At 61.1% G+C, this 13,432-nt stretch carries 15 protein-coding genes and 1 pseudogene; 10 read left to right on the top strand and 6 right to left on the bottom strand.

Translation table 11 applies throughout. The features are described from left to right. Positions 1-10 precede the first annotated feature (10 nt). A pseudogene (locus tag AS156_RS40300) lies at positions 11-214 on the bottom strand (BON domain-containing protein); the annotation flags it as partial. A gap of 308 nt (positions 215-522) precedes the next feature. Between AS156_RS40300 and AS156_RS04405 the strand changes: the two are divergent. From AS156_RS04405 to AS156_RS04385, 5 genes are read left to right on the top strand one after another with little or no spacing between them, the layout of a single operon-like run. Next, the gene (locus tag AS156_RS04405) at positions 523-705 is read left to right on the top strand and encodes a periplasmic nitrate reductase, NapE protein (RefSeq protein ID WP_066500661.1); all 183 of its coding nucleotides are present in this window, start codon (positions 523-525) and stop codon (positions 703-705) included. Positions 706-723: 18 nt separating this feature from the next. After that, positions 724-1,038, top strand: coding sequence for a chaperone NapD (locus tag AS156_RS04400; RefSeq protein WP_066500479.1), 315 nt, complete (start codon positions 724-726; stop codon positions 1,036-1,038). 23 nt (positions 1,039-1,061) lie between these two features. After that, complete coding sequence (napA, locus tag AS156_RS04395; protein ID WP_066500660.1) at positions 1,062-3,566, top strand: nitrate reductase catalytic subunit NapA; 2,505 nt, start codon at positions 1,062-1,064, stop codon at positions 3,564-3,566. A gap of 5 nt (positions 3,567-3,571) precedes the next feature. Then, a complete protein-coding gene (locus tag AS156_RS04390) occupies positions 3,572-4,042 on the top strand; it encodes a nitrate reductase cytochrome c-type subunit (protein ID WP_066500477.1) in 471 nt (156 codons plus the stop codon). Continuing rightward, positions 4,039-4,677 carry a NapC/NirT family cytochrome c gene (locus AS156_RS04385; RefSeq protein WP_066500471.1) on the top strand — a complete coding sequence of 213 codons (639 nt, stop codon included), beginning with the start codon at positions 4,039-4,041 and terminating at the stop codon, positions 4,675-4,677. The genes AS156_RS04390 and AS156_RS04385 overlap by 4 nt, the downstream gene beginning before the upstream one ends. Positions 4,678-4,939: 262 nt before the next feature. On the opposite strand, the gene AS156_RS42700 is transcribed toward AS156_RS04385, so the two are convergent. The 3 genes from AS156_RS42700 to AS156_RS41750 form a co-directional block, all read right to left on the bottom strand. Further along, positions 4,940-5,101 (bottom strand): hypothetical protein, encoded by a 162-nt coding sequence (locus tag AS156_RS42700; protein ID WP_160331051.1) that lies wholly within the window; start codon positions 5,099-5,101, stop codon positions 4,940-4,942. Further along, positions 5,095-5,766 (bottom strand): bestrophin-like domain, encoded by a 672-nt coding sequence (locus AS156_RS04380; protein ID WP_082747318.1) that lies wholly within the window; start codon positions 5,764-5,766, stop codon positions 5,095-5,097. The genes AS156_RS42700 and AS156_RS04380 overlap by 7 nt, the downstream gene beginning before the upstream one ends. A 171-nt stretch (positions 5,767-5,937) precedes the next feature. Then, positions 5,938-6,129, bottom strand: a complete 192-nt coding sequence (locus AS156_RS41750) for a hypothetical protein (RefSeq protein WP_136625998.1) — start codon at positions 6,127-6,129, stop codon at positions 5,938-5,940. A gap of 243 nt (positions 6,130-6,372) precedes the next feature. On the opposite strand from AS156_RS41750, the gene AS156_RS04375 reads away from it, so the two are divergent. After that, complete coding sequence (locus AS156_RS04375) at positions 6,373-7,047, top strand: COG3904 family protein (RefSeq protein WP_136625997.1); 675 nt, start codon at positions 6,373-6,375, stop codon at positions 7,045-7,047. On the opposite strand, the gene AS156_RS04370 is transcribed toward AS156_RS04375, so the two are convergent. After that, positions 7,044-7,577 (bottom strand): GNAT family N-acetyltransferase, encoded by a 534-nt coding sequence (locus AS156_RS04370; protein WP_066500466.1) that lies wholly within the window; start codon positions 7,575-7,577, stop codon positions 7,044-7,046. The two genes, AS156_RS04375 and AS156_RS04370, sit on opposite strands and share 4 nt — an antisense overlap. Positions 7,578-7,708: 131 nt before the next feature. Here AS156_RS04370 and AS156_RS04365 point away from each other — a divergent pair, with 131 nt between their 5' ends. The 4 genes from AS156_RS04365 to fabI are packed head-to-tail and all read left to right on the top strand — an operon-like array spanning position 7,709 to position 12,941. Further along, on the top strand, positions 7,709-9,937 hold the full coding sequence (locus AS156_RS04365; RefSeq protein ID WP_066500464.1) for a DUF3141 domain-containing protein: 2,229 nt from the start codon (positions 7,709-7,711) through the stop codon (positions 9,935-9,937). A gap of 42 nt (positions 9,938-9,979) precedes the next feature. Further along, a complete protein-coding gene (locus AS156_RS04360; protein ID WP_066500655.1) occupies positions 9,980-10,936 on the top strand; it encodes a phosphate acetyltransferase in 957 nt (318 codons plus the stop codon). Between the two features lie 5 nt (positions 10,937-10,941). After that, on the top strand, positions 10,942-12,156 hold the full coding sequence (locus AS156_RS04355) for an acetate/propionate family kinase (protein WP_066500461.1): 1,215 nt from the start codon (positions 10,942-10,944) through the stop codon (positions 12,154-12,156). Continuing rightward, on the top strand, positions 12,153-12,941 hold the full coding sequence (fabI, locus tag AS156_RS04350) for an enoyl-ACP reductase FabI (RefSeq protein ID WP_066500458.1): 789 nt from the start codon (positions 12,153-12,155) through the stop codon (positions 12,939-12,941). The genes AS156_RS04355 and fabI overlap by 4 nt, the downstream gene beginning before the upstream one ends. Positions 12,942-12,963: 22 nt before the next feature. Here fabI and AS156_RS04345 read toward each other — a convergent pair whose 3' ends face one another. Then, positions 12,964-13,422, bottom strand: a complete 459-nt coding sequence (locus AS156_RS04345) for a MaoC family dehydratase (RefSeq protein WP_066500452.1) — start codon at positions 13,420-13,422, stop codon at positions 12,964-12,966. Positions 13,423-13,432 lie beyond the last annotated feature (10 nt).

The raw sequence follows: 13,432 nt of genomic DNA, 5'->3' as shown, positions 1-13,432 counted from the left end.
AGTCCCTCCGTCAATCGGCTGCGGCCCATTCTTCATCCTCGGGAGAACGCTCCGAGGTGAGCCCATAGATTCGATCGAACCACCGCAGGTGATCGTGGACCTTGACGACGCCTTCAACATTCTCCGCTGCGACGATTGCGGCCTTGCGACAGCGCTCCTCGGCAATCAAGCCGCTGAGATGAACAATTCCGTCCTTGACGATTACGTTGAGGCCCAGCAGATCAAGGTACGCCAACCGCCAGATGCCGTGTCGCTCGCGCTGTCCGTTATCACGGAAACGACGCTGTAGGTTGCGCACTCGCTGTTCAAGACCTGGGCTGGAACGAGATCGCGTTAGGAAGGTCCGGCATAGGCAGCTTCGCCAAGCAGGTAATGCAGCCCCCGCAAGGTCTAGAGGCACCGCTCAATGGGCCCACCAACCAGTCTTGATCTAGATCAAAAGCCGTCAGGCCACCGTCCTTCAGGATTGGATCAGGCGACGGTTCGAATCCCGTCAGTTCTCACATGGAAAAGAGAGGCGGCATGCCCGTCGGGAGTCAGGATATTGAACGATCGCGTCGTCAGCGCATGGAAATACTTGCCTTCTTATTTCTGACTGCAGTGGTGATGCCTGCGCTCGCTGTCGGCGTAGTCGGAAGCTACGGGCTCGTGGTGTGGATCTATCACATGGTGGCCGGCCCTCCCGGTCCGCCCGCCGCGCATTAAGCACGGGAGAAGAGCGCCATGCTCAAGAATGCAATCAATCGACGTGCTCTCATCACCGGCCGCGCTCTCTCCGTTGATCCCGTCGCGGTGCCGCCCGGTGGTGAAATCGCAAGCATCCTGGTGCAGGTCCGTCCTGAGCAGTTGCAGGACGTCGAGGCCTCGATCGCAGCCTTCCCGGGATGCGAGGTTCATGGCCGCGACGTGCGGGGCAAGCTTGTCGTCGTGGTTGAGGCACTTGGCGCCGGCTCGCTCGGATCGACGCTGAACGCCATTGCCGCACTGCCCCACGTCTACTCTGCCTCACTTGTCTTTCACGCCATCGACGCGGGCTGACCGCCGGCGTCGGGAGAATGTCCATGACCGTACCCAAGATCGATCGCCGGCAGATGCTGAAGCTGGAGGCCGCGGCGATCGCTTCGGTCGCGGGAGGCATGCCCATGCCGGCGCTGGCGGCAAACCTCATCGCGGAGCGCGAAGCCAGCGAACTGAATTGGAACAAGGCGCCCTGCCGTTTTTGTGGCACCGGATGCAGTGTCATGGTTGCAACGAAGGATAACCGCGTCGTCGCCACCCATGGGGATATCAAGTCCGAGGTCAATCGCGGTCTCAACTGCGTGAAGGGTTATTTTCTGTCCAAGATCATGTATGGCCACGATCGGTTGACGCAGCCCATGCTGCGCAAGACCAGCGGCAAATACGACAAGAATGGCGAGTTCACGCCTGTCTCCTGGGACGAAGCCTTCGACATCATGGCTGACAAGTTCAAGGACGCGTTGAAGAAGCGCGGACCCAGCGGCGTCGGCATGTTCGGCTCGGGACAATGGACCGTCTGGGAGGGGTACGCCGCCTCAAAGCTGTTCAAGGCCGGCTTTCGTTCGAACAACATCGACCCCAATGCGCGCCATTGCATGGCGTCGGCCGTTGCCGGCATGATGCGCACCTTCGGGATGGACGAGCCGGCCGGCTGCTACGACGACATCGAGGCCACCGATGCCTTCGTGCTATGGGGCTCCAATATGTCGGAGATGCATCCGATCCTGTGGACGCGAGTGGCCGACCGCCGGCTCTCCGCACCGCATGTGCAGGTCGCCGTGCTCTCGACCTTCGAGCATCGCTCGTTCGACCTCGCGGACATAGGCATCGTTTTTACGCCTCACTCCGATCTCTTTATCCTGAATGCGATCGCGAACCACATCATCCAGACCGGGCGTGTGAACAGGGATTTCGTGGCAGCGCACGCCGTCTTCAAGCGCGGCCAGACCGACATCGGCTATGGGCTGCGGCCCGATCATCCCCTGCAAAAAAAGGCGAGCGGCGCCGCCAAGGCGAACGATTCGACCGACATGAGCTTCGATGAATACGCGAAATTCGTCTCGGACTACACGCTTGAGAAGGCGGCGAATATGTCTGGCGTTCCGCTCAAGCGTCTGGAGGCGCTGGCCGAGCTTTATGCTGACCCAAAGACCAAGGTCGTCAGCTTCTGGACCATGGGATTCAACCAGCACACCCGCGGCGTCTGGTGCAACAACCTTGTTTACAACATCCATTTGCTGACCGGAAAAATCTCCGAGCCTGGCAACAGCCCGTTCTCCCTGACCGGCCAGCCCTCAGCGTGCGGCACGGCGCGCGAGGTCGGCACGTTCTCGCACCGTCTGCCTGCCGACATGGTCGTGAACAACAAGGAGCATCGCGACAAGGCGGAGGCGATCTGGCGGTTGCCGGAGGGCACTATCCCTGACAAGCCGGGCTACCACGCCGTGCTGCAAAGCCGCATGCTGAAAGACGGCCTGCTCAATGCCTATTGGGTTCAGGTCAACAACAATCTGCAGGCGGGCCCCAACATCAACGAGGAGACCTATCCGGGCTTTCGTAACCCGGACAATTTCATCGTCGTCTCGGACGTCTATCCGACCGTCACCGCGCTTGCGGGCGATCTCATCTTGCCGACTGCGATGTGGGTGGAGAAGGAAGGTGCCTATGGCAATGCCGAACGACGCACCCAATTCTGGCATCAGCTCGTGACGGCTCCGGGAGAGTCGCGCTCTGATCTCTGGCAGCTGATGGAGTTCTCCAAGCGGTTCAAGACCGAGGAAGTCTGGACCGAGGAGCTCCTGGCAAAGAAGCCTGAATACCGGGGCAAGACCCTGTTCGACGTGCTCTACCGGAATGGTCAGGTCGACAAGTTCCCGCTATCCGACATCGAGCAGGGCTACGCCAACGACGAGTCGAAGGCGTTCGAATTCTATGTGCAGAAGGGGCTGTTCGAGGAATATGCCACCTTCGGCCGCGGCCATGGCCACGACCTCGCGCCGTTCGACGTCTACCACCGTGAACGGGGATTGCGCTGGCCTGTCGTGAACGGGCAGGAGACCAAGTGGCGCTATCGCGAGGGGGCTGATCCGTTCGTAAGCCAAGGCGCCGGCGTGCAGTTCTATGGCAATGGCGACGGCAAGGCCCGCATCTTCGCGTTGCCTTACGAGCCGCCGGCGGAATCGCCCGACGATCAATATCCGTTCTGGCTGTCGACCGGTCGTGTGCTGGAGCATTGGCATTCGGGAACCATGACACGCCGGGTGCCCGAACTCTACCGGGCGGTTCCGGAAGCCGTCTGCTTCATGCATCCAGACGATGCCCAGGAGGCAAAACTGCGCCGCGGCGACGAAGTGAAGGTGATTTCGCGCCGGGGCTTCATCCGGGCCCGGCTTGAGACCCGCGGGCGCGATCGGCCGCCTCGCGGCCTGGTGTTCGTGCCGTGGTTCGATGAGTCCAAGCTGATCAACAAGGTCACGCTTGACGCGACGGACCCGATCTCGCTGCAGACCGACTTCAAGAAATGTGCAGTACGGATCGAGAAGGTGTAGCGGCCATGATCAGGAAGCTGGCGATCGTTCTGCTCACCGTCGGGATAGCGGGCGGCATCGGGACGCTCGCCGCCCAGACGCTAAGCTCCGGCCTGCGCGGTCCGGCGCCGCTGAACGAAGAGGGGCCGGCGCCACCGATGACGCCGATGCGCAACTCGGCCGAGAAGGAGGTGCGGAACTATCCCGAGCAGCCTCCGGTGATCCCGCACTCGATCGACGGCTACCAGATCGACCTTCGAAGCAACAAGTGCCTGTCCTGCCACGCCAGGGCGCGCACGGGTGAATCGCAGGCGCCGATGGTCTCGATTACGCATTTCATGGATCGCGACGGTCAGTTCCTCGCATCGGTCTCGCCGCGGCGGTACTTCTGCACTGAATGCCACGTGCCGCAGAGCGTCACCGATCCCCCCGTCAGTAATGATTTCGTCGATGTCGATACCCTGCTGGACCGCGCGACGCCGGGTGGCAAGCGATGAGCGAAGTGGACTCGAAGGTCCCACGACCGGGATTACTGAAGCGAATCTGGAGTTTCTTGATCGAGCTGATCGACGTGCTGATGCGGCCGAGTACCGTGTTCAGCCTGGGTGTGCTGGTGCTTGCGGGCTTTGTGGCCGGCATCATCTTCTGGGGCGGCTTCAACACCGGGCTGGAAGTCACCAATACCGAGAAATTCTGTACCAGCTGCCACGAGATGCGCGACAACGTCTTTCAGGAGCTGAAATCAACCATTCATTTCACCAATCGCTCCGGCGTTCGGGCGACCTGTCCGGATTGCCACGTGCCACATAACTGGACGGACAAGATCGCCCGCAAGATGCAAGCGTCCCAGGAAGTCTGGGGCAAGCTGTTCGGCTATATCGACACCCGCGAAAAATTCGTCGACAAACGGCTGGAACTCGCGCTGCATGAATGGGCGCGGTTCAAGGCCAATGACTCCCTGGAATGCCGCAACTGTCACAGCGCGGATTCGATGGACATTACCAAGCAGTCGCCACGTGCCGCCGTTGCCCACCAACGCTTCCTGTTCACCGGCGAGAAGACCTGCATCGATTGCCACAAAGGGATCGCTCATCATCTGCCTGACATGCGCGGTGTTCCCGGTTGGCAGTAAGCACCGACGACCATTCAATTCGGCCTCGACGCGTATCGCCTGTTGCACTCCGGTGGAAGCGTCGTGGACGGCGGTGAGTTTCACCACCGGCCCTGCACGCGAATAGGTCAGATCAATCGCCGATCAGACCGTAGCGAACCATCGGCGCTCCTTATTGTGAGGTGCCGTCGATCCGATGGCTTCCGCGCCGACGCCGACGAGGAACTGAGCACAATACAGCGCTTCGATCACGCTTGGCCTAGGTCACGCCGACCACCCGCGATCATTGATCGCCCACGTTCCCCGCTGGAACCGAGGGCATCTGCTCATAGGCGTCGTCGAGGAAGTGATCAAAGCTCTCGATCCGGATGAGGCCCAGCCGGGGATATTCCATATCGGTGACAATGTAGAGCGCAACGGCCAATGTACCCGCGAAAATCACCATGTGTATCCAGCTACGTCCCGCGCTCGCTGCCATGCCGAAGCCTGCCAGCAGTGAGCACGCCAGACCAGCCCAAACAACATGAAGAAGATGATCTGCGGCGGATGCTTTTCTGCGGCGGCCGCGCGCTGACGCGCGACATCAAAGAGGCTGTTCAGCGCCGGGAGTGCCAACGCGCATGCGGGACGGTAGTTCGGTTGCGGGCACGCCGCCACTACCGCGTTCCATAATTGATTTTTGAGACCGATAAGCTTGCTCTGTTGAAGGTTCGAAAAGTCCTCGGCCCGCTTGAGCAGCAGGAAGTCATGCGGCATGCGATATAGATCGATGCGAGCACGAAGATACTCCTTCATGCGATTTTGAAGACTGCGCGCATCGTCGCCGCCGAAAAGGATAAGCCTGTCATATGCGGTAGTGGCCGCGGTCGCTTCCTGAATGACCAGCTGTCGCCGATCGTCGAACCGCTGTAGCGCTCCAGAGATGGTGAACGCCAACAGCAAACCCATCAAACCGAATATCGCGCCTTCGACGGTTGCCAATCCTCCAGAGCCGTCAATGCCGTTTTGCTTGCGATGGCGCAAGCCGAGGTGTTGTCCCAATCGGAGTGCGATGAGCGAGCCGACGAAAAACAAGGCAGCCAAGGCTACGGCGAACAACAGGAAGATCATTGCCGATCCCCACCGAAAGCGAAGAGGATTGCGGTTGCGAAATCGATTGTCAGCAGCGACCACCCGATTCGTGGTTCACGTATAGAGTCTAACCTGTCGACTCCCCATGTCTCATGTGACGGTCGCGCTGATCATTCGCCCGCTTCCCGACGTGCCGGGAATGTCTCAGGCCTACTGTTGACGTTTCTGATAGGGGAGCGGAGGGGGATTGGCCCCCAACCAGTCTGCTAACCGTACCGTTGCATAATCCCAAATCTCGACATTGATTGGCAGTTCGTGCGCCTTCATTGCGTCGGCCGCCCCTCGTTGATATCCGCGCAAGTATGCGCTTTCGAGCGTATCGTCTGCCTTGGGCTTATCCATTTTTAGCTCGCGCAGTTGAAAAGCCGAGATGGGAGCGACCCGCAAGCGATGAGATTTTGAGGTCGCTGGACCAGCCAAACAGTCTACCTTGCCTTCGGCCCAGCCCTTGACCTAGGTCAAGCCTCGCCACCGGGTTCGACTACAATGCCGAGGGGTATCGGCAGCCAGACTGCAATCACAGAATCAGCGCGATCGTGTTTTGGTCAGAGCTGCTGCCCAACATGCACGTATTCGGGCCAACACGTGATTAAGCATCTGGTGATCCTCGCGGCCGCTCTCTCTTCAGCGGACTGCCTCGGAATGGATATTTCGCGTGTGGCCGGCTGCGCCGGAGACGTCTTAAGGCTCAGCGGGGATATTGCAGACGGAGACTACGTTCGGTTTCGCGCGCATTTTGGCGCGGAGCGGCGAATCGTTGGTATCGATCTTGATTCCGGGGGCGGATCTCTCTACGAGGGCCTCCGGATCGCCATGCTTACACACCAAAGACAGGTCCCTACATACGTTTCAAACGAATGCGATTCGGCATGCGCTTTCATCTTTCTAGCCAGCAGGAAGCGGTACGTCGCACCGGATGCGAAGGTTGGAGTTCACTCAGTGGGCAACACGCATGGGGGCGAGGATAATGGGACCATTCGGGACACGATCAGACTCGCGAGACTGTCAGCGAAGCTCGGCATTCCACTTTCCACCATCGGAAAGATGGTGGCCACTCCGCCCAGAAAAATCTCATATCTGAACAAGGAAGAGCTTGCGGCGCTCAAGGTCATCGCCCGGAATCCCTTTGCGCGGATCGCCGTACATGGAAGCACGCAGCCGACGAAGGGCGGTTCTCTTAGTTGTAATGCAGCTATCAGCAGAGAGGAGCCGAAGGATGACGGCATGGCGCGAGACAGAAGCAGCGCGAAGGGCAGCTAGGCGCTTGGTCGCGCCAATTGTAGAGCCAAACGAACCGTCTGGGGATCATGCCGCGCGCCGGGTGTGAGGCCCGCTTTGCTGAAGACCTTCAGCATCGCTGCATTCTCCGGCAGAACGTCCGCAACGAGTTCCTCGAGGCCGGCCTGCCGCGCGATCCTCGCCAGATGGCGCATCAACAGCGAGCCGACGCCGCGTCCTTGCCATCCGTCCACGACGACGAACGCCATTTCGGCCCGTCCCGGCTCGAAGACGACATAGCGGCCGCCGCCGATGATGACGGGACGGCCATGTTCCGTCACCACGGCGACAAGTGCGACATGTTCCTTGAAGTCGACATTCATGAAGAACGTGCGCTCCTTCTCGGAGAAGTCGCGTTTCATCACAAAGAAACGCCGATGCCGCGACTCCGCACTGGTTCGTTCGAGCGCAGCCAGCATGTCGGCCTCGTCCTCTGGCCGAAGTGCCCGGATTATGACGCTAGCACCGTCGCGAACAGGTTCCGTCACCGTGTAGTGGGCGGCATCTGACATGCGGAGCTTCTCTTGGGGTGGTCGGTTGTGCGGGTGTCATGTCGCGTCGCCATTGGTCTTCGACGCTTGACTTAGATCAAAGCCCCTTCTCGCAGCGCACATTCAATGGATGCCGACGCGAAAATCGGAGCATGGCAATGGACAGGACAACGCCGTCGGGCGATCCGGTATCGGGACTGGTGGCGTCCGCCGTGGAATACATGACCGATGTCGGCCAGCGAAGTGTGCTGTTTCTCGACGTTCTGCGCCAGCGTGGCGACCAATACCGAGAGCATGTGGCGCAAACCGCTCCGCACGTCCTGAGTTATGCTGCCGAATTGATCATGGACGGCCGCAAGCTCGATGATCCGGTCAACTATGCGCTGGTGCGGATTATCCCTCCCAAGGGCATCGAGATCGACCTGAAGCGACGACCGTTCGTCGTCGTCGATCCGCGGGCCGGCCACGGTCCGGGTATCGGCGGGTTCAAGGCCGATAGCGAGATCGGCGTCGCCATGAAGGCCGGTCATCCCTGCTACTTCATCGGATTCTTGCCGGAGCCGATGCCGGGCCAGACCATCGAGCGCATTGCGTGGGCAGAAGCGCTATTCCTCGAAAAGGTCATCGGCCTCCATCCGGATGCAGACGGCAAGCCCTGCGTGATCGGAAACTGCCAGGCCGGTTGGGCCGTGATGATCCTCGCCTCGTTGCGGCCCGAGCTGTTCGGTCCGGTGATTGTTGCGGGAGCGCCTCTGGCCTATTGGGCGGGCGTACACGGCAAATACCCGATGCGATATTCGGGCGGCCTGCTCGGTGGGAGCTGGCTGACGGCGCTCGCCGGCGACCTCGGCGGCGGAAAGTTTGATGGAGCCTGGCTGGTCCAGAATTTCGAGAACCAAAATCCGTCCAATACGCTGTGGACCAAGCAATACAACGTCTTCTCCAAGGTCGATACGGAGGCCAGCCGCTACCTCGAGTTCGAGCGTTGGTGGGGTGGCCACGTCAACCTGAACGCGGAGGAGATCCAGTTCATCGTCGATGAGCTGTTCATCGGCAATAATCTCGCCGCCGGCCGCATCAAGATGTCGGATGGTGAATCCGTTGACCTGCGCAACATCAGATCGCCGATCGTCGTTTTCTGTTCCAAGGGCGACAACATCACTCCGCCGCAGCAGGCGCTGGACTGGATCCTCGACCTCTATGCCGATGTCGACGAGATCAGGGCCTACGGACAGACGATCGTCTACACGGTTCATGAAACCGTCGGCCATCTCGGCATTTTCGTGTCGGGCGGCGTGGCCAAGAAAGAACACGCGGAGTTTTCCAGCAACATCGACCTGATCGACGTGCTGCCACCCGGCCTCTATGAGGCAACCTTTGAGGCCAAGGACGCCGAGACGGCAAATGCCGATCTCGCTCCGGGACAATGGGTGATGCGCTGCGAAGCCCGGACCCTCGATGACATCCGGGCCATGGGAGGCAACTCGCCGGACGACGAGCGGCGATTCGAAGCTGCAAAGCGGGTCTCCGAGCTCAACCTTGCCGCCTACCGCAAATTCGTCCAGCCCCTGATCAAGCGCATGGTGACGCCTGAGCTGGCCGACTGGATGCGGAACACCCATCCGCTGCGCGTGCAATACGAGGCATTAAGCAGCCAGAATCCGTTCATGACCGCCGTCAAGGCGGCCGCCGAGCACATCCAGGACCAGCGCAAGCCCGTGAGTTCGGACAATCCGTTCCTTGCGTTCCAGGAAAGCATCTCGAAGCAGATCGTTCACGCGCTCGACAGCTGGCGCGGTTCTCAGGAAGCGCTAAGCGAGGCGGTCTTCCTTGCCGTCTATGGCTCGCCTGCGTTGCAGGCCGCGGTCGGGGTCGATCCGCGTTCGGCGCCGTCGCGAAGACAGGAGATGTCAACCGAGTATCGAGCGCGGCTGCAGACGAGGATCGCGGAGCTCAAGTCGCGGGTCGGCGAGGGGGGCCTTCGCGAGGCGGCGATCCGCGCCCTTCTCTATGCGGGTTCGGCGCGTGGCATGGTCGACGAGCGCAGCCTGGAAGCATTGCGCCAGATCCGCCGTAACGTGGTCGGCAAGCCCGTGACGCTTGCTGAATTCAAGACGCTCGCTCGCGAGCAATTCTTCATGCTTCTCCTTGATCGAGAAGCAGCGTTGGCCGCGATCCCGACGCTGCTCCCCGACAATATGAACGAGCGACAGGCCGCCTTCGCCGCGATACGCGATGTTCTGTCGGCCAGTGCCGAGATTTCAGGTGAGGTGGCCAGCCGATTGAGCCGGATCGCGGAGCTGTTCGGCCTGGACGGGAGAGAAGCCTCGGAGAAAGCATCGAACGTCGCCCCTTTCGATCCCAAGGCAAAGGCGTCGTAACACGATCTGACAGTATCCGGAGTGGTGGCAACCATGAATGTCATGTCATCCGAGTCGAGCGGTACGGCTCACACCAAGTACGATCGTCTGATCGCCGCGGCCAAGGCTATTCCGCCGGTGCCGACCATCGTGGTTCACCCCTGCGACGAGACGTCGTTGCGCGGCGCCGTGGACAGCGCGCAGGCCGGCATCATCAAGCCGCTTTTGGTCGGACCTGAAGCAAAGATCAAGGCGACCGCGAGCAAGCACGGCCTCGACATTGCCGGCTTCGAGATCATCGATGAGCCGCACAGCGAGGCGGCGGCCGCCAGGGGCGTCGAGTTGATCCATGCCGCGCGGGGCGAGATGCTGATGAAGGGCAGCCTGCATACCGACGAGCTGATGCGGAGCGTCACAGCGAAATCGGTCGGGCTTCGAACCGATCGGCGTATCAGCCACGTGTTCGTGATGGACGTGCCGGCCTATGCCGATACGTTGTTCATCACAGATGCAGCCATCAACATTTTTCCCGACCTGGATGGCAAGCGCGACATCATTCAGAACGCCATCGATCTCTACACTCAGGCCGGCTTTGGGACGCTGCCGCGCGTCGCCATCCTGTCGGCGGTTGAGACCGTGACATCCAAGATTCCGTCGACAATCGAGGCGGCCGCGCTATGCAAAATGGCCGATCGCGGTCAGATCACCGGCGGCATGCTCGACGGTCCGCTCGCGTTCGACAACGCCATCGACGTGGAAGCTGCGCGAATCAAGGGCATCAAGTCCGAGGTCGCGGGAAGGGCGCAGATCCTGGTTGTTCCCGACCTCGAGGCCGGCAATATGTTGGCCAAGAACCTGGCCTACTTCGCCAAGGCCGATGGCGCGGGCATCGTGCTCGGGGCCCGGGTTCCGATCGTGCTGACGTCGCGCGCCGATTCAGCGAGGGCCAGGATGGCTTCGTGCGCAGTCGCCGCGCTCTATGCCGACGCGCGCCGTCGGCGCGCTCCAACCGTCGCGTGATCGCCATGGATACGATCCTCGTCGTCAATGCCGGTTCATCGAGCGTTAAATTTCAAATCTTCGCGGTCGACGGGGACGCCAGGCTGCAGCGCCAGATCAAGGGTCAGATGGATGGGATCGGCAGCCGGCCGCGGCTGCGAGCCAGCGCGGCCAACGGAGATCCGCTGGCGGATCGTGCCTATCCGATCGAGCGCGTTCCGGACGTGACGGCAGCTCTCGAAGTTGCAGGCATCTGGCTGAAAGACGAGCTCCGCATCAATCCGATCGCGGTCGGACATCGCGTCGTTCATGGTGGTCCCGAGTACGAGCGCCCGGTGCGGATCGACCACGGCATCGTGGCGCGCCTTGAGAAATTTGTGCCGTTGGCGCCGCTTCATCAGCCCTACAATCTGGCTCCCATCCGTTCGCTGCTGGAAAACCGCGCGGATATTCCGCAAGTCGCCTGCTTCGACACTGCGTTCCATCGTACGCACGGCGCCTTGGCGGACCACTACGCGGTCCCGTTCCAGCTATATGCCGAGGGCGTTCGGCGCTACGGGTTTCACGGGCTCTCTTATGAGTACGTTGCCAAAACCTTGAGGCAAGTGGCCCCCGAGGTTGCGAATGGCCGCGTCATCGTCGCGCATCTCGGTAATGGGGCGTCGATGTGCGCGATAAGGGAGGGGCGCAGCGTCGAAAGCACGATGGGGTTTACGGCGCTCGACGGCCTTCCGATGGGCACGCGGCCAGGACAGATCGATCCAGGCGTCGTGCTCTATCTCATTGCTCGAAAGGGCATGTCGGCGGCTGACGTGCAGACCTTTCTCTATCGCGATTGTGGACTAAAGGGGCTATCCGGCATCAGCAATGACATGCGGGAGTTGCTGGAGAGTGACGATCCGCATGCGATCCTGGCGATCGAATATTTCGTCCATCGGATCGGCCTGCACGCCGGCATGCTCGCGGCGGCGCTTCAGGGCATTGACGCGTTCGTTTTCACAGCCGGCATTGGCGAGAATTCGGCGCACATCCGCGCGCGGATCGGGGAGAAGCTGTCGTGGCTGGGCGTCGAGCTGGATGCAGCCGAGAACGCTCGCCACGCCGGATCGATATCACGCCCTGGCAGCCGCATTCCCGTTTATGTCGTCCCGACCGACGAGGAATTGATGATTGCGCAGCACACGCTGGCGCTGCTGATGAATGGTCAACCGTCCAGCCCAAACCGTGAGAGAGCATCATGATCCCGCAATTTCCGGAAACCAAGGTCGCGCTGAAGGGCAAGAAGGGTCTGATCGTCGGCATTGCCAACGATCAGTCGATTGCCTGGGGCTGCGCGAGGGCGTTTCGCGCGCTCGGTGCCGATCTGGCCGTGACCTATCTGAACGACCGCGCCAGGAAACATGTCGAACCGCTCGCACAGGCGCTGGAGGCTCCGATCTTCTTGCCGCTGGACGTCATGGTTGAAGGGCAGATGGAGCAGGTTTTCGAGCGCATCTCGAAGGAGTGGGGTCAGCTTGACTTCCTCCTCCACTCGATCGCGTTCGCGCCGAAGGAGGCATTGCACGGACGTGTCGTTGACGTCGGCCGAGAGGGTTTCCTGAAGACGATGGAGGTCTCGTGCTGGTCATTCATGCGCATGGCGCATCTGGCCGAGCCGCTGATGAAGAACGGTGGAACGATGTTCACCATGACCTACTACGGCAGTCAGATGGTCGTGGAGAACTACAATGTGATGGGGGTGGCGAAGGCTGCCCTTGAGGCCGCCGTCCGCTACATCGCCGCGGAGCTGGGCCCGAAAGGCATCCGCGTTCACGCGATCTCGCCGGGACCGCTCGCGACGCGCGCGGCGTCGGGCATCCCCGAATTCGATGAGCTCATGGACAAGGCCCAGTCCAAGGCGCCGGCGCGCAGCCTTGTCAGCATCGATGACGTTGGAAACGCGACGGCGTTCCTGGCGCTGGATGGCGCCAAACTGATCACGGGGAGCGTCATGTATATCGACGGCGGCTATCACATCATCGACTGACGATCGTAATGGCAGGCCGGCATCAGCGGTAGTGCAGTGCAATCAGCTCCGCCACGCAGGCGGGACGCGTGCCGCCTTCGATCTCGATGACGAGATGGTAGCTCACGCGCAGGCCGTCCGGCGGCACGTCCTCCGCTTCCGCGACCGTGACGCGGCCCCGCAGCTTTGATCCGGCCGGTACCGGCGCCAGATAGCGAATCCGGTCGGCCCCGTAGTTGAGGGTGTTTCGCAGACCCTTGAGCCCGACCACGGATCGGATGAACATCGGTGCGAGGCTAAGGGAGAGCAGGCCATGCGCGATGGTTCTGCCCCCGGGAAGCTCTGCCTTGGCGCGCTCCTGGTCGACGTGGATCCACTGCTCATCGCATGTCGCGTCGGCAAACCGATTGATGCGATCTTGCGTCACTTCAATCCAGTCGCTGGCGCCGATCTCGGTTCCAACCGCGGATTTGATGTCATCGAAGTTGCTGAATATCCGCATGGCTCTGTCC

The organism is Bradyrhizobium macuxiense, from assembly GCF_001542415.1.
GTDB classification, from domain to species: domain Bacteria; phylum Pseudomonadota; class Alphaproteobacteria; order Rhizobiales; family Xanthobacteraceae; genus Bradyrhizobium; species Bradyrhizobium macuxiense.
The sequence above is the reverse complement of the archived record's forward strand: the minus strand, read 5'-3'. Positions and strand labels throughout refer to the sequence as shown.